Origin of the sequence: Streptomyces marokkonensis, assembly GCF_039539045.1 — a bacterium.
In the GTDB taxonomy this organism is placed as follows: domain Bacteria; phylum Actinomycetota; class Actinomycetes; order Streptomycetales; family Streptomycetaceae; genus Streptomyces; species Streptomyces marokkonensis.
Map to the genome: position 1 here is coordinate 32999 of NZ_BAABCQ010000011.1, position 22029 is coordinate 55027.

The 22029-nt window shown below is 71.0% G+C and carries 19 protein-coding genes; 11 read left to right on the top strand and 8 right to left on the bottom strand.

Features of this window, described 5'->3' with window-relative positions:
• Positions 1-169: 169 nt before the first annotated feature.
• Positions 170-802, top strand: a complete 633-nt coding sequence (locus tag ABEA26_RS04415; protein ID WP_345589389.1) for a nucleoside/nucleotide kinase family protein — start codon at positions 170-172, stop codon at positions 800-802.
• Positions 803-879: 77 nt separating this feature from the next.
• Here ABEA26_RS04415 and ABEA26_RS04420 read toward each other — a convergent pair whose 3' ends face one another.
• Complete coding sequence (locus tag ABEA26_RS04420; protein WP_345589391.1) at positions 880-1551, bottom strand: enoyl-CoA hydratase-related protein; 672 nt, start codon at positions 1549-1551, stop codon at positions 880-882.
• 418 nt (positions 1552-1969) lie between these two features.
• Here ABEA26_RS04420 and ABEA26_RS04425 point away from each other — a divergent pair, with 418 nt between their 5' ends.
• Positions 1970-2764 carry a class I SAM-dependent methyltransferase gene (locus ABEA26_RS04425; protein WP_345589393.1) on the top strand — a complete coding sequence of 265 codons (795 nt, stop codon included), beginning with the start codon at positions 1970-1972 and terminating at the stop codon, positions 2762-2764.
• A gap of 82 nt (positions 2765-2846) precedes the next feature.
• On the opposite strand, the gene ABEA26_RS04430 is transcribed toward ABEA26_RS04425, so the two are convergent.
• Both ABEA26_RS04430 and ABEA26_RS04435 read right to left on the bottom strand, forming a co-directional pair.
• Positions 2847-3764 carry a carbohydrate kinase family protein gene (locus tag ABEA26_RS04430; protein WP_345589395.1) on the bottom strand — a complete coding sequence of 306 codons (918 nt, stop codon included), beginning with the start codon at positions 3762-3764 and terminating at the stop codon, positions 2847-2849.
• A complete protein-coding gene (locus ABEA26_RS04435) occupies positions 3761-4666 on the bottom strand; it encodes a pseudouridine-5'-phosphate glycosidase (protein ID WP_345589459.1) in 906 nt (301 codons plus the stop codon). The genes ABEA26_RS04430 and ABEA26_RS04435 overlap by 4 nt, the downstream gene beginning before the upstream one ends.
• Before the next feature lie 123 nt (positions 4667-4789).
• Here ABEA26_RS04435 and ABEA26_RS04440 point away from each other — a divergent pair, with 123 nt between their 5' ends.
• Positions 4790-5218 carry a VOC family protein gene (locus tag ABEA26_RS04440; RefSeq protein WP_345589397.1) on the top strand — a complete coding sequence of 143 codons (429 nt, stop codon included), beginning with the start codon at positions 4790-4792 and terminating at the stop codon, positions 5216-5218.
• 100 nt (positions 5219-5318) lie between these two features.
• Here the strand turns inward: ABEA26_RS04440 and ABEA26_RS04445 are convergent, their stop codons facing one another.
• Together ABEA26_RS04445 and ABEA26_RS04450 are read right to left on the bottom strand one after the other, a co-directional pair.
• Positions 5319-5873 carry a methylated-DNA--[protein]-cysteine S-methyltransferase gene (locus ABEA26_RS04445; RefSeq protein WP_345589399.1) on the bottom strand — a complete coding sequence of 185 codons (555 nt, stop codon included), beginning with the start codon at positions 5871-5873 and terminating at the stop codon, positions 5319-5321.
• A gap of 49 nt (positions 5874-5922) precedes the next feature.
• The gene (locus ABEA26_RS04450; RefSeq protein WP_345589401.1) at positions 5923-6840 is read right to left on the bottom strand and encodes a glycerophosphodiester phosphodiesterase; all 918 of its coding nucleotides are present in this window, start codon (positions 6838-6840) and stop codon (positions 5923-5925) included.
• A 290-nt stretch (positions 6841-7130) separates the two neighbouring features.
• On the opposite strand from ABEA26_RS04450, the gene ABEA26_RS04455 reads away from it, so the two are divergent.
• The 6 genes from ABEA26_RS04455 to ABEA26_RS04480 all read left to right on the top strand — a co-directional run bounded on the left by ABEA26_RS04455 (position 7131) and on the right by ABEA26_RS04480 (position 15595).
• Positions 7131-8009, top strand: coding sequence for an MHYT domain-containing protein (locus ABEA26_RS04455; RefSeq protein WP_345589403.1), 879 nt, complete (start codon positions 7131-7133; stop codon positions 8007-8009).
• A 40-nt stretch (positions 8010-8049) separates the two neighbouring features.
• A complete protein-coding gene (gene uvrB, locus ABEA26_RS04460) occupies positions 8050-10188 on the top strand; it encodes an excinuclease ABC subunit UvrB (RefSeq protein WP_345589405.1) in 2139 nt (712 codons plus the stop codon).
• Positions 10189-10330: 142 nt separating this feature from the next.
• Complete coding sequence (locus ABEA26_RS04465) at positions 10331-10909, top strand: TerD family protein (protein ID WP_345589407.1); 579 nt, start codon at positions 10331-10333, stop codon at positions 10907-10909.
• A gap of 108 nt (positions 10910-11017) precedes the next feature.
• The gene (locus ABEA26_RS04470; protein ID WP_345589409.1) at positions 11018-13069 is read left to right on the top strand and encodes a TerD family protein; all 2052 of its coding nucleotides are present in this window, start codon (positions 11018-11020) and stop codon (positions 13067-13069) included.
• 254 nt (positions 13070-13323) lie between these two features.
• Positions 13324-14325 (top strand): TerC/Alx family metal homeostasis membrane protein, encoded by a 1002-nt coding sequence (locus ABEA26_RS04475; protein ID WP_345589411.1) that lies wholly within the window; start codon positions 13324-13326, stop codon positions 14323-14325.
• Between the two features lie 169 nt (positions 14326-14494).
• The gene (locus ABEA26_RS04480) at positions 14495-15595 is read left to right on the top strand and encodes a calcium:cation antiporter (protein ID WP_345589413.1); all 1101 of its coding nucleotides are present in this window, start codon (positions 14495-14497) and stop codon (positions 15593-15595) included.
• Positions 15596-15608: 13 nt separating this feature from the next.
• Here ABEA26_RS04480 and ABEA26_RS04485 read toward each other — a convergent pair whose 3' ends face one another.
• Positions 15609-16655, bottom strand: coding sequence for a S66 family peptidase (locus ABEA26_RS04485; protein ID WP_345589415.1), 1047 nt, complete (start codon positions 16653-16655; stop codon positions 15609-15611).
• A 104-nt stretch (positions 16656-16759) separates the two neighbouring features.
• Here ABEA26_RS04485 and aroQ point away from each other — a divergent pair, with 104 nt between their 5' ends.
• A complete protein-coding gene (gene aroQ, locus ABEA26_RS04490) occupies positions 16760-17233 on the top strand; it encodes a type II 3-dehydroquinate dehydratase (protein WP_345589417.1) in 474 nt (157 codons plus the stop codon).
• 116 nt (positions 17234-17349) lie between these two features.
• Here aroQ and ABEA26_RS04495 read toward each other — a convergent pair whose 3' ends face one another.
• Together ABEA26_RS04495 and ABEA26_RS04500 are read right to left on the bottom strand one after the other, a co-directional pair.
• Complete coding sequence (locus tag ABEA26_RS04495) at positions 17350-18006, bottom strand: MBL fold metallo-hydrolase (protein WP_345589419.1); 657 nt, start codon at positions 18004-18006, stop codon at positions 17350-17352.
• A 78-nt stretch (positions 18007-18084) separates the two neighbouring features.
• Positions 18085-18771 (bottom strand): maleylpyruvate isomerase family mycothiol-dependent enzyme, encoded by a 687-nt coding sequence (locus tag ABEA26_RS04500; RefSeq protein WP_345589421.1) that lies wholly within the window; start codon positions 18769-18771, stop codon positions 18085-18087.
• 222 nt (positions 18772-18993) lie between these two features.
• Between ABEA26_RS04500 and uvrA the strand changes: the two genes are divergently transcribed.
• Positions 18994-22023, top strand: a complete 3030-nt coding sequence (uvrA, locus tag ABEA26_RS04505; protein ID WP_345589423.1) for an excinuclease ABC subunit UvrA — start codon at positions 18994-18996, stop codon at positions 22021-22023.
• Positions 22024-22029: the final 6 nt, after the last annotated feature.

The following is a 22029-nucleotide window of genomic DNA, read 5'->3' on the forward strand; positions in this document are numbered from 1 at the left end:
CGTGTCGGCTCCCACTCGTCGCGTCGATGCACGCTCGGCACCGTCGGTCATCGATCACTCCAAGTCAACCTCCGCACGGGCACGGTGACCATGGCCGATCGGCGCGAGCGCATACGCGAGCGTCCAGGCGGGCGGGCGGGCAGCCCGGCGGCTGACGCATCATGGGCGGGTGCGACTGGAAGCGATCACCTGGGACCGGCTCGGCGACCTGCTCGCCGATCGCCTGCTCGACCTCGAGCCCGCCGACGGAAGTGCCTGGCCGCGCGTCGCCTTCGACGGTGCCCCGGCCGCCCGCCCCGGCGACCTCGCGGACCGGGTCTCCGCCGCGCTGCGCATCCGCGGCCGGCCCTCCCTCGTCGTCGGGACGGAGGGTTTCCTGCGCCCCGCCTCCCTCCGCCTCGAGTACGGGCGTCAGGACGTCGAGTCCTACTACAGCGGCTGGCACGACACCGGCGCCCTGTGGCGCGAGGTCTTCGACCCCCTCGGACCCGGTGGCGACGGGCGTGTCCTGCCCGACCTGCGGGACCCGGCCACCGACCGCGCCACCCGCAGCGCCTACGTCCACGTCCCGCCCGGCGGTGCGCTGCTGCTGCATGGCCCCTTCCTGCTGCACCAGTGGTTTCCCCTCGATCTGAGCGTCCACCTCGTACTCGGCCCCGGCGCACTGCGCCGCCGCACCCCCGAGGCCGAGCACTGGACCCTCCCCGCCTTCGACCGCTACGAGGAGGAGAGCGATCCTTCCGGCGCCGCAGACGTCCTGGTACGCGCCGACGATCCACGGCACCCCGCGTGGAGCGGCTGACGCGGCCCGCCCCCGGGCAGAACGCCGGAGAGCGGGGTAGCGGGTCAGTGGGGTGGCGGGGTCGGTGGGACGCCGGTTCAGCCGAGCGGGGCGGTGGTGTCGCGCAGGGTGGCCAGAGCCGGGCCGTACATGCGGGCCTTGATGGTGCCGAGGGCGTCGCCGGCCTTGTTCACCTGAGCCTGGGCGATCTCGATCGCGGCCGAGCGCACGGCGTCCTCGCCGACCGCCCGGTCGACGATGCCGGCGGCCGCCGCGTCGGTGCCGCCGTAGCGGCGGGCGGTGAGCATGGCCTCGTGCGCCGTCTGCGGTGCCAGCCGGGACTGGATGAGCGCGGCCATGCCGGGGGTGAAGGGGATGTTGATGTCCGCCTCGGGCAGGCACCAGTAGCCGCGGTCGGCGCGCATGACACGGAAGTCGTGGGCCAGGGAGAACATCGCGCCGGCGGCGAAGGTGTGCCCCTGCAGCGCGGCCACCGTGACGGCCGGCAGCGACAGCATCCGCGCGAACAGCTCGTGGACCGAGACGACGTAGTCCTGGTGCTGATCGGCATGGGCGAACAGCCAGTCCAGGTCGAGCCCGTTGGAGTAGAACTTGCCGGTGGCGGCGGTGACCAGGGCGCGCGGGCCCTCCGCCTTCTCGACTTCGTCGAGCGCGGCGCCGACCGTGGTGAGCCAGTCGGGATGGAAGCGGTTCTCCCCGTCGCCGAGGTCGAGGACGAAGACGTTGTCGTGACGGTCGAGCGAGGGCATAGCGACTCCTTCGAGCGATGTAGGTGAAGCGGCCGGGCGGCTGCGGGCTACGGCCGGGCTCCGGGTTCGGCACCAGGACTGCCACGCAGGGCGTAGCGGAGCGGGTCGTGGATCTCGGCGGCGGCGGCCTCGATCGGGGCAGTGCTCTGCTCGGCACGGCACATGATCGCCGCGCCTTCCTCGGTCGGGCCATGCCGCAGGAAGAGAACCGCCGGGATCTCCCGCCAGCAGGCTACCCTTCAGTAACTTATGGGATGCGCCACAGAACACGCAAGGGTCACTGACGTCAGGCATGGCGGCGCCCCCCGGGCACGCTCGGCTCACCCGTCCCGGCGCGCCTTGATCTCCGAAGTCGCCCCGGCGTACCCCCGGAGCGTCGACCACTTCGGGCAAGCCGGACAACTGGGATGATCGGCGCATGACGCGAACCGACGGATACCTTCTCGACAACCGGCGGGCCGAGGCTGCGGAGCGCTTCGACGCCTTCGCCGCACTCTTCGACCCCACGACGTTTCGGTACCTCCAGGCGCTCGGTGTCGGCCCCGGCTGGCGTTGCTGGGAGGTCGGAGCCGGGGGCACCTCGGTGGTGTCCTGGCTGGCCAAGACGGTGGGGCGGACCGGCAGGGTGCTCGCGACCGACATCGACACCTCGCGGGTCGCTCCGGCCGGCCGGCATCCGGTCGAGGTGCGCGTGCACGACGTGGGCGCGGAGGAACCGCCGGGGGAGGGCTTCGACCTGGTGCACGCCCGGCTCGTGCTCGTCCACGTGCCGGACCGGGAACGGGCGGTGCGGTCGATGGTCAGGGCCCTGCGACCGGGTGGGCGCCTCCTTGTCGAGGACGCCGATCCCGCGCTGCAGCCCCTGCTCTGCCCCGACGAGCACGGCCCCGAGCAGCAGCTGGCGAACCGGCTGCGGCACGGCTTCCGCCAGCTGCTGGCCCACCGCGGTGCCGATCTCTCCTGCGGCCGTCGGCTCCCGCGTCTGCTCCGGGAGGCCGGGCTGCGCCGTGTGGAGGCCGACGCACACTTCCCGGTCACCTCACCCGCGTGCGCCGCGCTGGAGTCCGCGACGGTCCGTCAGGTCCGCGACCAGTTGGTCGGCGCCGGTGCGGCCACGCACGAGGACATCGACCGCCACCTGGCGAACGTCGCGTCCGGCGGCATGGACCTCGCGACGGCTCCGATGATCTCGGCGTGGGGGCGCAAGCCGTAGGGGAGGGGCTTGACGCGTTGTCGTCCATGTCCCCTCCCCCTCCCACCTGCCCGGTTGGCCCTCAGCCTGCCCTCAGCGGCCCTCAGCCGGCTGCCCGTGGAGGTCTCCCGCCCACCCGTTCGACCGCCCTCGCCCCCGCCAGGCACCCTGCGGCCGCCGCCTCCTCGGGCTCCTCGCCCGCGAGCAGCGCGGCGAGGAACGCGCCGGTGAAGGCGTCACCGGCGCCCGTACTGTCCCGCGGCGACGCCGGGGCGGCGGGGACACGCGCGCACACGGCGCCGGACCGGGCCACCAGGGCACCCTCCGCGCCCTGCTTGGCGATCACCAGCGGGACGTGCCGGCTCAGCTTCGCCGCCGCGTCCACCGGGTCGCGCAACCCGGTGAGCAGGCACGCCTCGTCACGGCTGGGCAGCAGGACGTCCACTCCCGAGACCAAGTCCAGGAAGCGGCCGACGCCCAGCCCGGTGAGGAAACCCGCCGACGCAGGATCCAGACTGACCGGCACTCCCCGCGCGCGTGCCGCCGCCAGGGCGACCGGCACCAGAGCGCGGCTCGGTTCCGAGAACAGGAGGTAGCCCGACAGGTGCAGCCGGGCCACGCCGTCCAGCAGCCCGCCCGACCAGTCGCCTGGCCCGATCCGCAGCGACGCCCCGCTGTCCGTCAGGAACGTCCGCTCGGCCGAGTCGCCCGCGTCGACCAGACAGATCACCGTCCCCGTCGGCGCCTCCGGGTCGACGACCAGGACGGGACGCACACCATGGGCGGCCAGCTCCCGCTCGTGCCAGGCCGCCGCGTCGGCGCCGACGCGCCCCAGCAGCCGTACGTCACCGCACCCTGCGCAGGCGGCCCAGCAGGCCACGTTGGCACCCGCCCCGCCGGGCAGCCGGCGGATCGAGGCGGCCGTGTCCGTGCCGGCGGCCAGCGGTCCGCGGTGCCGGGCGACGACGTCCGTGACGACGTCCCCGACGACCAGCAGCGCGCCGCCAGGCTCCGCGGTCACGCCCCGGCCCAGGCCGCCGCGACGCGCGCCGCCAGCCGCACGTTCCCGCGCACGGCCGCCAGGTTGGCGCTCAGTGAGGCACCGTCGGTGTGCCGTACCAGGTGGTCGAGCAGGAACGGGGTGACCGCCTGGCCCGTGACCCGCTCCTCCTCGCACGCGTGCAGCGCGTCGGCGAGCACCCGCCCGTGCAGCGCGGGGTCGAGCTGCTCGTCCTCGGGGACGGGATTGGCGACCACGAGGGCGGACCGCGGCCCACCGAGCGTGTCCTGCGCCCGCATGACCGCCGCCACCTGCTCCGGGGTGTCCAGCGTCCAGTCCACCGGATGACCCGAGTCGGACAGGTAGAAGCCGGGGAAGCGGCCCGTACCGTAACCGGCCACCGCGACGCCCAGCGTCTCCAGCCGTTGCAGGGTCGCCGGCACGTCCAGGATGGACTTCACGCCCGCGCAGACCACCGTGATCCGGGTGCGTGCCAGCAGGCCCAGATCCGCCGACTCGTCCTGCGTCGCCGTCCACTCGCGGTGCACGCCGCCGAGCCCGCCGGTCGCGAACACCCGCACGCCCGCCAGGGCCGCCAGCAGGGCGGTGGCCGACACGGTCGTCGCGCCGCTCGCCCCGGCGGCCACCGCGAGCGGCAGGTCCCGGTGGCCCAGCTTGCGGACGCCGTCCTCGTTCGCGACCCGCTCCAGCTGCTCCTTGTCCAGGCCGACACGGGGCCGTCCGTCCAGCACGGCGACGGTCGCCGGTACGGCGCCCTCCCGCCGTACCGTCTCCTCCAGCTCCCGTGCCACCAGCAGATTGCGCGGGCGTGGCAGCCCGTGCGCGATGATCGTGGACTCCAGCGCCACCACGGGGTGTCGCGCGTCGATCGCCGCCCGTACCTCTTCCGACACCATCAGCATCACGCGTCTGCCTCCTGTCCGTCGGTTCTCCTCATCTCTGGCGGGCCGAGGACCGGGGCAAACCCTCGCCGAGTCCCCGCCGGACTCTTGCGAAGCGGGAGGGAGGGCACGAGGCTGACAGCCATGACGGACAACACGACACGTCTCGACCATGTCGTCCTCTGGGTGCGCGACCCGGTCGCCGCGGCCGGTTTCTACGAGAAGACCCTGGGGCTGGAGCCCCTGCGGCTCGAGGAGTACGCCGCGGGGACCGTGAGCTTCCCCTCCGTACGCCTCAACGAGGAGACCCTTTTCGACCTCGCACCGCACTCCCTGGCGGAACGCATGCGCATGCTCCCCGGCGCCGACGGCAGTGCGGGCCATCCCGTCAACCACGTCTGCGTGACACTGTCACGGCACGACTTCGAGGCACTGCGCACCCGCCTGGAGGAGCAGTCGGTGCCGGTCTCGGAACTCTCGTACGACGCCTACGGTGCCCGCGGCGCGGCCCGGCGCAGCTTCTACTTCGGCGACCCGGACGGCAACATCTTCGAGGCACGGCACTACGAGTAGCCCGACACCGCCCGACACCGCCCGGCGCCGCCCGGCACAGCTCCGCGCACACGGCCGACTCGGTGCACCGGCCGCCCGGTACACGCGGGCGGCCGGTCCCTCAGAACAGCGGCTCGGGCAGCACGCCCTCCAGGGCGAGCAGCTGCCGCTTGGTGTCCAGGCCGCCCCCGAACCCGCCGATGCCGCCATCGCTCTCCACGACCCGGTGGCACGGCACGACGACCGGCAGCGGGTTGGCCCCCATGGCCGTGCCCACCGCCTGGGCGGCGCCCGGCCGGCCGACGCGGCCGGCGAGGTCGCCGTAGCCGACGACCGAGCCGTAGGGGACGCCCGATGCCAGCTCGCGCAGCACCTGTCGGTTGAAGCCCGAGATCAGCGACCAGTCCAGCGGCAGGTCGAAGTCACGCCGGCTGCCCGCGAAGTAGGCCTCCACCTGCCGTATCGCCTCGGACAGCAGCGGGGAGCCGGGCGCCTCGACGGGCTCCGTGCCCAGCCGGGCCGCGAGCCCTTCGAGTGCCTGGTCGCGCGCGGCGTCGGTGGCGTGGAACACGACGTTGACCAGACCGACGCGGGTGGCGGCCAGCAGCAGTGGACCGATGCCGGTGCCGACGACGGTCCACACCACCCGCTGTTCGTACTCCCCATGGTTGTCCATGCGCCCACGGTACGGCCGGCTGCTGACAGCCCGTAGGAGCGTCAACGGGTCACCGGTCGGAGTAGTCCTCGTCCCGGTCCTCGTCCCGGTCCTCGTCCCCCTCCACGGCGTCCCGCACCACGTCGGGCTTGTTGGTGATGATGCCGTCGACGCCGTACTCGGCGGCCCGCCGGGCGGTGCCCGCCGAGTCGACCGTCCAGGTGAAGACCTCCAGCGGCCTGCCGTGTGATCCCGTGAAGGCGTGGACGGCGGAGACGTAGCTCCTGGACAGGGAGCCGTACGACGGGTTGATCTGGTCGGTGAACTCGGCGTACTCGGGCAGGTCCGACACGGAAGGTGCGCCGAGGAAACCGGTCCTGACGGCCGGTTTGAGCTCGTGGACGGTCCGGACACTGTCCGCGCTGAAGCTCTGCACGACCAGCCGGGCCGCCACATGCCGCCGGTCGAGCCAGCCCTCGTTGGCGAGAACCTTGAGGGTCTGCTGCTCGATGCCCGGGTACAGCTGGGGGTTCTTCAGCTCCAGCAGCAGCTTCTGGTGGTTGTGATCCACGCGGTCCACGTACTGCTTCAGCGTCGGCACGCGCGCGCCCGCGTACTCGGAACCGAACCAGCTCCCCGCGTCCAGCCGCGCGATCTCCGCGGCGGTGAAGTCCTTCACCTTCCAGGGCGACCGGTCGGGGAAGACCTCCTCCACGTTCGTCGTACGGCGCAGGCTGTCGTCGTGGAGGACGACGAGTTCGCCGTCCCTGGTGCGCTGTACGTCGTTCTCCACCCAGCGGATGCCCAGCTCGGCCGCCTTGTCCACGGCGGCCAGCGTGTTCTCCGGCGCATACCCGGAAGCGCCCCTGTGGGCGACGACCGTGGGCGCGTCGTCGGCACTCCTGGCGGTCCGGGCGTGCGAGAGCGGAGCGAGCAGGGCGACTCCCAGAAGCGCGGTGGTCGTGACGGCAACTGCGCGCACGTGCATGCGTTCTCCTTGCGTCGGTCGATCACGGACAGCACCACTGTGACATCAGAGAGTCAACAAGAGAGGGTTGCGGAATGGCCAAAGGCTTAATGGAGTTGCTCAACTCCGCTCACCGGGGCTGCACAAGTGGGGCAAACCCGTGATTCTTTGCCGGAGAATCGTTCGACCATTCCGGTGGGAGTCATACTCTCTGCTCCGACCCTGACCGCTCACGCGGCGCTGGGACGGCGTGCACATCAGCAAATTCCGGGACGTAACCGGGGCGTAGGAAAGCGGAAGGGCAGCCGCACATGCAAGGCACGGTCGAGGGATTCAACTACGGACTCGTCACACCGCTGGTGGCCTATCTCATGGCCTGCCTCGGCGGTGCCCTCGGGCTGCGCTGCACCACCAGGTCCATGCGGGTCGCCCGGTCCTGGCGCCCCGGATGGCTCGCGCTCGGCTCGGCGGCGATCGGCTCCGGCATCTGGACCATGCACTTCATCGCGATGATGGGGTTCACGATCGAACACACGCCGGTCCGCTATGACTGGCTGATGACCTTCGCCAGCCTGGCCGTCGCCATCGTCATGGTGGGCGTCGGGATCTTCATCGTCGGCTACCGGGGCGCGCGGGGAACGGCCCTGTTCACCGGCGGCACCATCACCGGCCTGGGCATCGCCTCGATGCACTACCTGGGCATGGCCGGGATGCGCCTGGACGGGCAGCTGACGTACAACACGTTCACCGTGGCCGTGTCCGTCGTCATAGCCATGGCCGCCGCCACCGCCGCGCTGTGGGCGGCCGGACAGGTCCGGGGGTTCCTGTGGAGCGTGGGCGCCAGCCTGGTCATGGGGCTGGCCGTCACCGGCATGCACTACACGGGGATGGCCGCCCTGGAGGTCCACCTCCACGGCACCACCGACCCCTCCACCGGAGGGTCGCCCGCCGAGCTGCTCGCCCCCATGCTGATCGGCCCCCTCGCCTTCCTCCTCCTGGCCGGTGTGGTGATCATGTTCGACCCGCTGATGGTCGTGGGGAAGCCCGCCACAAGTACCGTCGAGCGGAAGCCGGGCGTCCCCGCCCACACCGAGGCCCCACGCGCGGTCCGCCACCCGGTGCACCACCCCGCGCACCACACACGCCGCCCCCTCGCGCACCGGCGCTCCCGCACCCCGCAGAACCGCTGATCCGGGCCCGTTGTCAGTGCGGGGTCGTACGGTGGAAGTCATGCGGCCCGTTTCTCAGATCGAACGCACGGTGGCGCCCTTCGAGGTCGTCAGCCCCTACCAGCCGAACGGCGACCAGCCGGCGGCCATCGCCGAACTCGCCCGGCGTGTCGAAGCAGGCGAGAAGGACGTCGTGCTGCTCGGCGCAACCGGCACCGGCAAGTCCGCCACCACCGCGTGGATGATCGAAAAGCTCCAGCGCCCCACCCTCGTGATGGCGCCGAACAAGACACTCGCCGCCCAGCTGGCCAACGAGTTCCGCGAGCTGCTGCCGAACAACGCGGTCGAGTACTTCGTCTCGTACTACGACTACTACCAGCCCGAGGCGTACGTCCCGCAGTCGGACACCTACATCGAGAAGGACTCCTCGATCAACGAGGAGGTGGAGCGCCTGCGCCACTCGGCGACCAACTCACTGCTCACCCGCCGTGACGTCGTCGTGGTCGCCTCCGTCTCCTGCATCTACGGCCTCGGCACCCCGCAGGAGTACGTGGACCGCATGGTCCCGCTCCGGGTGGGCGAGGAGCACGACCGGGACGAGCTGCTGCGCCGCTTCGTGGACATCCAGTACACGCGCAACGACATGGCCTTCGCCCGCGGCACCTTCCGGGTGCGCGGCGACACCATCGAGATCTTCCCGGTCTACGAGGAGCTCGCGGTCCGCATCGAGATGTTCGGGGACGAGATCGAGGCCCTGTCGACGCTCCATCCGGTCACCGGCGAGATCATCAGCGACGACCAGCAGCTCTACGTCTTCCCGGCCTCCCACTACGTCGCGGGCCCCGAGCGCCTGGAGCGGGCTGTCAACGACATCGAGAAGGAGCTGGCGGAGCGCCTGACGGAGCTGGAGCGGCAGGGCAAGCTCCTGGAGGCCCAGCGCCTGAGGATGCGCACGACGTACGACCTCGAGATGCTCCGCCAGATCGGCTCCTGCTCCGGCGTGGAGAACTACTCCATGCACTTCGACGGCCGCCTGCCCGGTTCCCCGCCGAACACTCTGCTGGACTACTTCCCGGACGACTTCCTGCTCGTCATCGACGAGTCGCACGTCACCGTGCCGCAGATCGGCGCCATGTACGAGGGCGACGCGTCCCGCAAGCGGACCCTCGTCGACCACGGCTTCCGGCTGCCCTCCGCGCTGGACAACCGCCCGTTGAAGTGGGAGGAGTTCCAGGGGCGCATCGGGCAGACCGTGTACCTGTCGGCGACCCCGGGCGCCTACGAGCTCTCCCGCTCGGACGGCGCCGTCGAGCAGATCATCCGCCCCACCGGCCTCGTCGACCCGGAGGTCGTCGTCAAGCCCACCGAGGGCCAGATCGACGACCTGGTGCACGAGATCCGCAAGCGGACCGAGAAGGACGAGCGCGTCCTGGTCACCACGCTCACCAAGAAGATGGCCGAGGACCTCACCGACTACTTCCTGGAGCTCGGCATCCAGGTCCGCTACCTGCACAGCGACGTCGACACCCTGCGTCGCGTCGAACTCCTGCGTGAGCTGCGGGCCGGCGAGTACGACGTCCTGGTCGGCATCAACCTGCTGAGGGAGGGCCTCGACCTGCCCGAGGTCTCCCTGGTGGCGATCCTCGACGCCGACAAGCAGGGCTTCCTGCGCTCCGGCACCTCCCTGATCCAGACCATCGGCCGCGCGGCACGCAATGTCTCCGGTCAGGTCCACATGTACGCCGACCAGATCACGCCGGCGATGGAGAAGGCGATCGACGAGACCAACCGCCGCCGCGAGAAGCAGGTCGCGTACAACAAGGCGAACGGCGTCGATCCGCAGCCGCTCCGCAAGAAGATCAACGACATCGTGGCACAGATCGCCCGCGAGGACGTCGACACCGAGCGACTGCTCGGCTCGGGCTACCGCCAGTCGCCGGACGGCAAGAGCGCCAAGGCCCCGGTGCCCGCCCTCGGCGGCCGGGCGGCGACCGGGACGAAGGCGGCCAAGGGCAGGGCGAAGGAGACGGCGGTGACCGACCGCCCCGCGGCGGAGCTCGCCGAACAGATCGAGGACCTCACCACCCGTATGCGGGCGGCCGCCGCGGACCTCCAGTTCGAGATCGCGGCCCGGCTGCGCGACGAGGTCTCCGAGATGAAGAAGGAACTGCGCCAGATGAAGGAGGCCGGCCTGGCCTGACGGCCCGTCCGGGCACGCGCTGTGTTGCAAGACCGACACAAAGTGCGGATCGGGGTGGGGCGCTGTCAGTGCCCCTGCGTAGGGTTCTGGTCAACCGCGGGGACCGCGGTAACAGGGGACAGTCCGAAGAGGGGATCAGCGCGTGACCGTCAACATGACCAAGGGTCAGGCCATCAGTCTGCAGAAGAACGACGGCGGCAGCCTGACGTCGGTGCGCATGGGCCTCGGCTGGCAGGCGGCTCCCCGGCGCGGCCTGTTCGGCTCGCGCACCCGCGAGGTCGACCTGGACGCCTCCGCCGTCCTCTTCGCGGACAAGCAGCCGGTCGACGTCGTCTTCTTCCGTCACCTGGTGAGCGACGATGGCTCGGTGCGCCACACCGGTGACAACCTCGTCGGCGGTGTCGGCCAGGGCGGTGACGACGAGGCGATCCTCGTCGACCTGCAGCGTGTCCCGGTCCACATCGACCAGATCGTCTTCACCGTGAACTCCTTCACGGGCCAGACCTTCCAGGAGGTGCAGAACGCCTTCTGCCGCCTGGTCGACGAGACCAACGGCGAGGAGCTCGCCCGCTACACACTCGCCGGCGGTGGCGCCTACACGGCCCAGATCATGGCGAAGGTGCACCGGGTCGGCCAGGGCTGGTCGATGACCGCCATCGGTTCCCCCGCCAACGGCCGCACCTTCCAGGACCTGATGCCGGCGATCCTGCCGGTCCTGTAGCGGACCGACAACGACCGGCCGGTCCGGTGAGCGGGGCGGACGGGCGCGGCGGCACGACACATCACGAGTGACGCACGAGCGACGTACGAGTAGCACGGGGGGAAGGCGATGACGGCCGAGCTGACGCGGGGACAGAACCACCCGCTTCCCGGGGCCCGTCTCGAGATCCGGGTCTCGGCCGGCACGACGATCGTGGCCGGAGCCACACTCGGCGACGAGAACGGCGAGGTCCACGGCGTCGAATGGGTCGCCCACCCGGGCACGCCCACCCTGCCGGGTCTGGAGGTCTCCCGGCAGGCAGCCGCCGAGCACCGCCTCGCGGTCGACCTGGAAGCCGTGCCGGACGTCGTGCACCGCGTCAGTGTGCTGCTCGCCCTGCCCGTCGGTGGGGCGGGTCCGGCCCGTTTCGGGGCCGTCGCAGCCCCCTTCGTCGCCGTCACCGGTCTCGACGGCGGCGAGGTCGCCAGCTACACCATCACCGGTCTGGAGGCCGAGTCCGCCGTCGTAGCCCTGGAGCTCTACCGGCGCCAGGGCGCCTGGAAGGTGCGCGCCGTCGGCCAGGGCTACGCGGGCGGCCTCGCCGAGCTCCTCACCGACCAGAACCTCCCCCAGGCCCACCAGCTCGCCGGGAGCATCCAGGAGGCGGTGGCCGGCGGCCTGGCCCGCTCCGTGCCGGCGCCCCCGGCTCCCGGGGCCCGCACAGCCGACGGCGACCGCTCCTGGACGGCCGCCGCCCCGGCGCACGGCCCGGACCACGGTGCCGCCGCACCCCACGGCACCACCGGCCCCGTACCCCCGGCGTCGCCGTACGATCCGCAGGGTGGCTCCGACCCGCACACGCCCGGAGCCCCGGGGCAGCACGGCGCGCGGCAGCCGTACCCGGGCGGACCGGGAGGCTCCGGCACCGCCGGGCAGCCGTCCGAGCCCGACGGCAGCGGCCCGATCGACTACAGCCACCCGCGCCGGCGCAACGCCGCCCCGCCTCCGCCTCCGCCGTCCGCGCCCCCGCCCACACCCGGGCAGCCCACCCGGCCGGTCGCGGGCGATGCCACCGGCTGGTCCATGGAGGAGCGGCTCTACAACCAGGTGTGGGGCATGTTCGAGGACCTGGCGCGCACCACGGCCGCCTACCGGAGCGCCGTCGACTTCGCCGACTCGCGCATGGAGAAGGAACTCGACCAGGTCCTGTCCGACCCGCGCAACCGGATCGGCGGTCAGGGCGACGCCGCCCGGGGGGCGGCGCGTGCCCGGCACGCCCAGCTCGTCTCCCAGGCCCAGGAGGTCCTGGACCGGGACGTCGCCCAGCTCGCCGCCGAGGCGGAGGTGGTCGAGCCCGCCCTGCCGGCGGCCTGCGCGAGCTGGGACAGCCCCGTCTGGCACACCTACCGCGTGCCCATGGAGATCCCCATGGCTTTGCGGCTGGGCGATCTCCATCTGCCCGAGTCGCCCCGGATCAGCATCCCGCTGCTGGCCCGGCTGCCGCTGGAGCGCGGCCTGTGGATCGACAGCGGGCGTTCCACCTCGCTCGACGGTTCGTTCACCGACTCCCACGAGGTGCGGCGGCTGGGCCTGGAGACCGCGGTCGCGCACGCGGCCAGGTTGCTCGCCGTCCATCCGGCGGGCGAGTTCACCGTGCACGTCATCGATCCGGCCGGGTCGGGGACGCGGGGGCTGGCGCCCCTGGTGCACAGCGGTGTGCTCGCGGCCCCGCCCGCCCTGGGCGCCGCCGGGGCGGCGGACGTGCTCACCCGCCTCACCCAGCGCGTCGACCTGGTGCAGATGGCGTTGCGCGGAGGGGCTCCCGACGCGCTCCCGCCCGGCCTCGACACCTCCCAGCAGCTCCTGGTCGTCAACGACTTCCCGCACGGCTTCGACGACCGGGCGGTGAACCAGCTGCGCTATCTCGCCGACGAGGGGCCGGCCGTGGGCGTCCACCTGATGATGGTCGCCGACCGTGAGGAGTCCGCCGGGTACGGTCCGCTGCTCGACCCCCTGTGGCGCTCGCTGCTCCGGCTGACCCCGGTGGCCGACGACCACCTCGCAGACCCGTGGGTCGGGCACGCCTGGACGTACGAACCCCCTCTCGTGCCGCCCGGCAGCCAGGTGCTCCAACAGGTGCTCGCTCAGGTCGCCGAGGCCCGCCGTTCGTGTCAGCGGTGAGCACGTCCGAGCTGGGCTTTTGAGCTTAATTTGCGAATCTCTTTACCTTCCCTTGGGGAATGGGGTACTGTCGTCCGTACGGAGGGGAGTACTCCCTGTCTGTGCGGCGTACCCGTCAATACGGATCAGGCCAGATCCCGGGGCGTCGGCCCGTGGAATCCGAACGCGCCACGCGTCCCGGACCCGGGTGGAAGAGACCTCCGGCAGCGACGACGCTGACATCTGCCGTGTGACGTACTGCCGGAGGCGTAGTAGTGGAAGTTTCTGTGACCCTGTGGGTCCTGACCGTCGTGGGCCTCGCTGCCCTGATCGGCGCCGATTTCTTCATCGGCCGCAAGCCGCACGACGTATCGATCAAGGAAGCCGGGATCTGGACGGCCGTCTGGATCGCCCTGGCGGCCCTCTTCGGAATAGGCCTGTTCGTCTTCGGTGGCAGCCAGCCCGGCGGCGAGTTCTTCGCGGGCTACATCACCGAGAAGTCCCTGAGTGTGGACAACCTCTTCGTCTTCATCCTGATCATGGCGAAGTTCGCGGTGCCCACGCAGTACCAGCAGCGAGTGCTCCTCGTGGGTGTCCTCGTGGCCCTGGTCCTCAGGACCATCTTCATCGCGGCCGGCGCCGCGATCATCGCCAACTTCTCCTGGGTCTTCTACATCTTCGGGGCCTTCCTCATCTACACCGCCTGGAAGCTCATCCAGGAGGCGCGGGCCGACGAGGACGACGAGGAGTTCGAGGAGAACAAGCTGCTCAAGGCGGCCGAGCGCCGCTTCGGCGTCGCCGACCGATACCACGGCACCAAGCTGTGGATCGAGGAGAACGGCAAGCGCATCATGACCCCGATGCTGGTCGTGATGCTCGCGATCGGCACCACCGACGTGCTCTTCGCACTCGACTCCATCCCGGCGATCTTCGGCCTGACCCAGGACCCGTACATCGTGTTCACGGCCAACGCGTTCGCCCTGATGGGTCTGCGACAGCTGTACTTCCTCCTCGGCGGTCTGCTGAGGAAGCTGGTGCACCTCTCCTACGGCCTGTCGGTCATCCTGGGCTTCATCGGCGTCAAGCTGGTGCTGCACGCCCTGCACGAGTCCGGTGTCCACGTCCCCGAGATCAGCATTCCGGTCTCGCTGGGTGTGATCTGCTCCGTCCTGGTCGTCACCACGATCACCAGCCTCCGTGCCTCCAAGAAGCAGGCAGAGGCGGAAGCGGCGGCCACGAAGGACGACGACGCCCCGAAGGACAGCGTCGAAGCCTGACCACGTACGTCCCCCCCCCCAGATCGGACGTGACAGACCACCGGGAGCGGTGGGCGGCGAAGAGCCGCCCACCGCTCCCTGCGTGCGCACACCATGGCGAAAGCGAACGCCTTCGCCGGTCCGTGTGACAGGGAATGCGGGCCCTGTCGCCCTCTGCGACGATCACCGCATGGTCACTCGTCCCAGGGATCTCCTCGCACAGTGGACGACCGTCACGCCCGTGGCCGCGGTCGTGCTGCTGGCCTTCACCTGGGGCCGGGAACTGCCCGGCGCCGTCGTCGCGCTGCTGACGATCGTCCTGGCGATGGCCGTACTGGCCGCCGTCCACCATGCCGAGGTCGTCGCCCACCGGGTCGGGGAACCCTTCGGCTCCCTCGTCCTCGCCGTCGCCGTCACGGTCATCGAGGTCGCGCTCATCGTGACCCTCATGGCGGACGGCGGCGACGAGAGCGCGACGCTGGCCAGGGACACGGTTTTCGCCGCCGTGATGATCACCTGCAACGGCGTGGTCGGCCTCAGCCTGCTCGTCGCCTCCCTGCGGCACGGCACCGCGGTGTTCAACCCGGAGGGCACCGGCGCCGCCCTCGCGACGGTCGCGACGCTGGCCACGCTCAGCCTCGTGCTGCCGACGTTCACCACCAGCGCGCCCGGCCCGGAGTTCTCCACCGTCCAGCTGACGTTCGCCGCGCTCTCCTCGCTGGTCCTCTACGGCCTGTTCATCGCGACCCTCACGGTGCGGCACCGCGACTACTTCCTCCCGATCACCCGCCAGGGCGAAGTGATCACCGCCGAGGACCACGCCCACGCGCCGTCCGCCCGCACCGCCCTGATCAGCCTGGGACTGCTCGCCCTGGCCCTGATCGGCGTGGTCGGGCTGGCGAAAGGGGTGTCGCCCACCATCGAGGACGGAGTGGCGGGCGCCGGGCTGCCGCACGCCGTCGTCGGCGTCATCATCGCGCTGCTCGTCCTGCTCCCCGAGACCATCGCCGCCCTGCGCACCGCGCGCCGCGACCGCGTCCAGACCAGCCTGAACCTGGCGCTCGGCTCGGCGATGGCCAGCATCGGCCTGACCATCCCGGCGGTCGCCCTGGCCTCCGTATGGCTCTCCGGCCCGCTGGTCCTCGGCCTCGGCTCCACCCACATGGTGCTGCTCGCCCTGACCGTGGTGGTGGCCTCGCTGACGGTCGTGCCCGGCCGTGCCACGGCCCTGCAGGGAGGCGTCCACCTGGTGCTGTTCGCGGCGTATCTGGAACTCGCCGTCAACCCGTAGGCGAGAGGGTGCGTCAGTACGTGACGGTGACGCGTCGGGAGGGGCCGTCGACCCGTACGGTGCCCCCGTACGGGAGGACCACCTGCGGATCGGTGTGGCCGAAGTCCACGTCGAAGACGATCGTGGCCCCGGGAGCGTAGGCCCGCATCGCCCGCAGTACCGCCCCGCGCTGCTCCGCCGCGTACCGAACGCCCTCCTCGGGACTGGTGGGGCGCTCCAAGGACCACGTCTTCGGACGGGCCATCAGCAGCGCGGAGAAGCGGCCCAGCAGCCCGCGCTCACCCATGTTGCGCAGGGTGCGGAAGACCTCCTCCGCGCTGGGCATCTCCTCGGAGGTCTCCAGGATCAGCACGTCACCGTCGTACTCCGCCGGGTCGCGCGCGATCTCGAGGTCGGCCATCAGCAGCCCGGCGAGGATCTCCAGACAGCCGCCCCAAGTCCGTCCCTCGACCACCCGGTCGGCGTTCACCCAGGACCAGCCCGACCCGGGCCGGCCCCCGGGCTCCTCGTCGAAGGTGGCCGGGTCGGCCCAGTCGCGGTCGACGTCGTTCCAGCGTTCGGCGGGCCGCAGCTCGTACGGGCCCGGGGTGAACAGCGCCGCGCGCAGGGAGTCGGCGGTCTGCGGGTGCATGGCGGCGGGACGCCCCAGCTCCACCATGACGCTCGCGCCGTGGTAGCCGACGATGCCGGTGTTGCGCAGGTAGGCGAGCAGGTTCGTGTTGTCGCTCAGGCCGAAGAACGGCTTCGGGTTGGCCCGGATCAGCTCCCGGTCCAGCAGCGGCAGCACGGTGATCTGGTCGTCACCGCCGATCGACGCGAACACGGCCTTGATCCCGGGGTCGGCGAAGGCCGCGTGGATGTCGGCGGCCCGCTCGGCGGGCGTGGAGCCCATCTTCCGGGTGGCCGGATACTCGACCGGCTCCAGTTCGAACTCCTCGCGCAGCCGCTCCAGGCCCAACTCGTAGGGGAGCGGGAAGAGTCCCGGCAGCCCGGCGGAGGGGGATATCACCGCGACACGGTCGCCGGGCGAGGGCTTGGGCGGGTACGTGATCGTAGTCATGGCCGGAGGGTACGGCCGGCCGGGTGGCCGGCGCACCGTGATAAACCGGGGTCCGAGCGGCGGCCGGGCAACGGCTGCCGCACCCCGAACGGACCGGAGGAACCGTGCCCCGCAACCTGGCCAACGCCCCGATCATGATCCTCAACGGCCCCAACCTGAACCTGCTGGGTCAGCGCCAGCCGGAGATCTACGGCTCCGACACCCTCGCCGACGTCGAGACCCTGTGCGCCAAGGCGGCGGCGGCGCACGGCGGCACGGTGGACTTCCGGCAGTCCAACCACGAGGGCGAACTGGTCGACTGGATCCACGAGGCCCGGCTGAAACACTGCGGGATCGTGATCAACCCCGCCGCCTACTCGCACACCTCCGTCGCCCTCCTCGACGCGCTCAACACCTGTGACGGGCTGCCGGTGGTGGAGGTCCACATCTCCAACATCCACCAGCGCGAGTCGTTCCGGCACCACTCGTACGTATCGCAGCGGGCCGACGGAGTCATCGCCGGTTGCGGTGTGCAGGGGTACGTGTTCGGGGTGGAGCGGATCGCGGCGCTGGCCGGGGTGGGACGGGCCCAGGCCTGAGGCACCCGGGCAGCCGGTCGAGGGCAGGCGGGAGATCGGGGAACCGACGAAGTGGACGCGTCGCACGGGGCACGCGCGGGGAGCCGGCGCGTGCGCCCGCCGCACACGCCGGGTGTTCACCAGCCGCGGTCGCGCCACTCCGGCAGGTGCGGCCGTTGCGCGCCGAGCGTGGTGTCGCCGCCGTGGCCCGGGTAGACCCACGTCTCGTCCGGGAGCACGTCGAAGACCTTGGTCTCCACGTCGTGGAGCAGGCTCGCGAACGCCTTCGGGTCGTCGTGTGTGTTGCCCACACCGCCAGGGAAGAGGCAGTCCCCGGTGAAGACATGGGGGTGCCCGTGCGGGTCGTCGTACACCAGGACGACGGAGCCCGGCGTGTGGCCGACCAGGTGGCGCGCGGTGAGCTCCACCTGCCCCACCCGGATCGTGTCGCCGTCGTCGACGAGGACGTCGGTCGGCACGGGGATGCCCTCGGCGTCGTGCCGGCCCGCGTAGGTGCGGGCGCCGGTGGCCGCGACGACGTCGGCGAGTGCCTGCCAGTGGTCGCCGTGCCGGTGGGTGGTGACGACGGACGCGATGCCGCCGTCTCCGATCGTGCCGAGCAGCGAGTGCGCCTCGTTCGCGGCGTCGATCAGCAGCTGCTCGTCGGTGGCCCGGCAGCGCAGCAGGTAAGCATTGTTGTCCATCGGGCCGACCGCGACCTTGGTGATCATCAGGTCCTTGAGCTCGTGCACGTCGGCGGGGCCGCCGACCCGCACCTCTCCGCTGTACGTCATGACCGCCAGCCTAGTAGCGCTTCGTGGGGTTCTGTGCTGTCCGGCGCCGGGAGGCGGTCCGGGGGCCGCCGCCACGGGCTACAGCGGGGGCAACGACGGCAGCGGGCCGCCCTCCACGGTCAGGGCGGATCCCTGGCGTCGCCCGGCGAGCCAGCCGAGCAGATCGGCCGGGTGACCGGCGACGGTCACCTCCGGTTCATCCGCCTCCCGGCCTGTGCTCCACACGTGCGTGCCGTCGGTGAGCCGGGTGGGCGGAACGTCCGGGTGCCCGGTGAACCGGGCGGCCAGGAACGCGGTCTCCCGCTCCCCGAACTCCGCCGGAAGATCCTCCAGCTCGTACCCGACACCCAGGTCCACGTGGTGCAGCTCCACCTCGACCCAGCGCCGGAACGGCACCCGGGACGCGGTGTCGGTGACCCCGTTGCGCAACTCCACCGTGCGCGACCAGTCCGCGGGCGCGGCCGAGGCGTCCTGGAACCGGGCCGCGCTCTCGCGCACGTCGGTGAGCTGGACGTCGAGAGGGCGAGGGGCGTCACGCTCGATGTCGGCGTCCCGGGCCTCGCCGGAGACATACATGGGACGTCCCTCGAAGACGTTCACGAGGGCGTCCGCGTTGCGGGCGAGGTGGGCGAGGACGTGGCCGCGGGTCCAGCCGGGAAGCCGTGACGACTCCGTCACGGACGCGTTGTCCAGTTTCCCGACCGCGGTGAGCAGCCGCTCGGTAGCGTCACGTACAGACGCCAGGTCACGCGCGTGATCAATCATGGTGCCGACTCTAGACCGCGTCACACCTTCGGGTGAAGGTGATGGACGACGCCCGTAAATCGAATGCGCGTGCTATATGGTCGGGTGCGGCGTCGGGCATGCTGGGGAGTCGGGGTTTGTTGACAACCGGTGAATCCGACCGGCGTTGTCAGTGGCTCCCCCTAGTCTGAGAAAGACGGGGGCCTCGCCCCTGTCACTCTCTCAAGAAAGGTGCGGACCGGCGTGGCCGACCGTCTCATCGTCCGTGGCGCGCGCGAGCACAACCTGAAGAACGTCTCGCTCGACCTGCCTCGTGACTCGCTCATCGTCTTCACGGGCCTGTCCGGGTCGGGCAAGTCCTCCCTGGCCTTCGACACGATCTTCGCCGAGGGCCAGCGGCGCTACGTGGAGTCGCTCTCCTCCTACGCCCGGCAGTTCCTCGGCCAGATGGACAAGCCGGACGTCGACTTCATCGAGGGTCTCTCCCCGGCGGTCTCCATCGACCAGAAGTCGACCTCGCGCAACCCGCGCTCCACGGTCGGCACCATCACCGAGGTCTACGACTACCTGCGCCTGCTCTTCGCACGCATCGGCAAGCCGCACTGCCCCCAGTGCGCCCGGCCGATCACGCGCCAGTCGCCGCAGGCCATCGTCGACAAGGTCCTGGAGCTGCCGGAGGGCAGCCGCTTCCAGGTGCTGTCCCCGCTGGTGCGTGAGCGCAAGGGCGAGTTCGTCGACCTCTTCGCCGACCTCCAGACCAAGGGCTACTCCCGCGCGCGGGTGGACGGCGAGACCGTCCAGCTGTCCACCCCGCCCACGCTGAAGAAGCAGGAGAAGCACACCATCGAGGTGGTCGTCGACCGCCTCACGGTGAAGGACTCCGCCAAGCGCCGCCTCACCGACTCCGTGGAGACCGCCCTCGGCCTCTCCGGCGGGATGGTCGTGCTCGACTTCGTCGACCTCCCCGAGGACGACCCCGAGCGCGAGCGCATGTACTCGGAGCACCTGTACTGCCCGTACGACGACCTGTCCTTCGAGGAGCTGGAGCCCCGCTCCTTCTCCTTCAACTCGCCCTTCGGCGCCTGCCCCGACTGCTCCGGCATCGGCACGCGCATGGAGGTCGACCCGGAACTGATCGTCCCCGACGAGGACAAGTCCCTCGACGAGGGCGCCATCCACCCCTGGTCGCACGGACACACCAAGGACTACTTCGGCCGCCTCATCGGCGCCCTCGCGGACGCCCTCGGCTTCCGAACGGACATCCCCTTCGCGGGCCTGCCGCTGCGCGCCCGCAAGGCCCTGCTGTACGGGCACAAGACCCAGGTCGAGGTCCGCTACCGCAACCGGTACGGGCGCGAGCGCCGGTACACCACGGCCTTCGAGGGTGCGATTCCCTTCGTCAAGCGCCGGCACAGCGAGGCCGAGAGCGACACCAGCCGCGAGCGCTTCGAGGGCTACATGCGCGAGGTGCCCTGCCCCACCTGCGAGGGCACGCGCCTGAAGCCCCTCGTTCTCGCGGTCACGGTCATGGGCAGGTCGATCGCCGAGGTGTCGGCGATGTCCATCAGCGACTGCGCGGACTTCCTGGGCGAGCTGAAGCTCAGCACCCGCGACAAGAAGATCGCCGAGCGCGTGCTGAAGGAAGTGAACGAGCGGCTGCGGTTCCTGGTCGACGTCGGCCTGGACTACCTCTCGCTGAACCGCGCGGCCGGCACCCTCTCCGGCGGCGAGGCCCAGCGCATCCGCCTGGCCACCCAGATCGGCTCCGGACTCGTCGGCGTGCTGTACGTGCTCGACGAGCCGTCCATCGGCCTGCACCAGCGCGACAACCACCGGCTGATCGAGACCCTCGTCCGGCTCCGCGACATGGGCAACACCCTCATCGTCGTCGAGCACGACGAGGACACCATCAAGGTCGCCGACTGGATCGTCGACATCGGCCCCGGCGCCGGTGAGCACGGCGGCAAGGTGGTGCACAGCGGATCCCTCAAGGAGCTGCTCGACAACGCCGAGTCGCAGACCGGCCTGTACCTGTCGGGCAAGAAGGCCATCCCGCTGCCCGACCTCCGGCGCCCGCGCGACCCCTCCCGGCAGCTCACCGTGCACGGAGCCCGCGAGAACAACCTCCAGGACATCGACGTGTCCTTCCCGCTGGGCGTGTTCACGGCCGTCACCGGCGTCTCCGGCTCCGGCAAGTCGACCCTGGTCAACGACATCCTGTACACCCACCTGGCACGCGAGCTGAACGGCGCCCGGAGCGTGCCCGGCCGCCACACGCGCGTGGACGGCGACGACCTCGTCGACAAGGTCGTCCACGTCGACCAGTCGCCCATCGGCCGCACCCCGCGGTCCAACCCGGCGACGTACACGGGCGTCTTCGACCACGTCCGCAAGCTGTTCGCCGAGACGACCGAGGCCAAGGTCCGCGGCTACATGCCGGGCCGCTTCTCCTTCAACGTCAAGGGCGGCCGCTGCGAGAACTGCGCGGGCGACGGCACGATCAAGATCGAGATGAACTTCCTCCCGGACGTCTACGTCCCGTGCGAGGTCTGCCACGGCGCCCGGTACAACCGGGAGACCCTGGAGGTCCACTACAAGGGCAAGTCCATCGCCGACGTCCTGGACATGCCGATCGAGGAGGCGACCGACTTCTTCGAGGCGGTCCCCGCGATCTCCCGGCACATGAAGACGCTGAAGGACGTCGGACTCGGTTACGTCCGGCTCGGCCAGTCCGCGACCACCCTGTCCGGCGGTGAGGCACAGCGCGTCAAGCTCGCCAGCGAGTTGCAGCGCCGCTCCACCGGACGCACGGTCTACGTCCTGGACGAGCCGACCACCGGTCTGCACTTCGAGGACATCAGCAAGCTGCTGACGGTCCTGTCCGGCCTGGTCGACAAGGGCAACACGGTCATCGTCATCGAGCACAACCTCGACGTGATCAAGACCGCCGACTGGGTCGTCGACATGGGCCCCGAGGGTGGTGCCGGTGGTGGACTGGTGGTCGCGGAGGGCACGCCCGAGCAGGTGGCGGGTGTTCCCGCGAGCCACACCGGCAAGTTCCTGCAGGACGTCCTCGGCGCCGACCGGATCAGCGAGGCCGCCACGGTGAAGACCCCGCGAAAGGCGGCGAAGACGGTGGCGGCCAAGGCCACCGCCAAGAAGACCGCCACCAAGGCCGTCACCGGCACGGCCGCCAAGAAGACCGCTACGAAGACGGCCCCAAAGGCCACCAAGCCCGCCGCGAAGAAGACGACGCGGACGAGCAAGGCCTGAGACGGA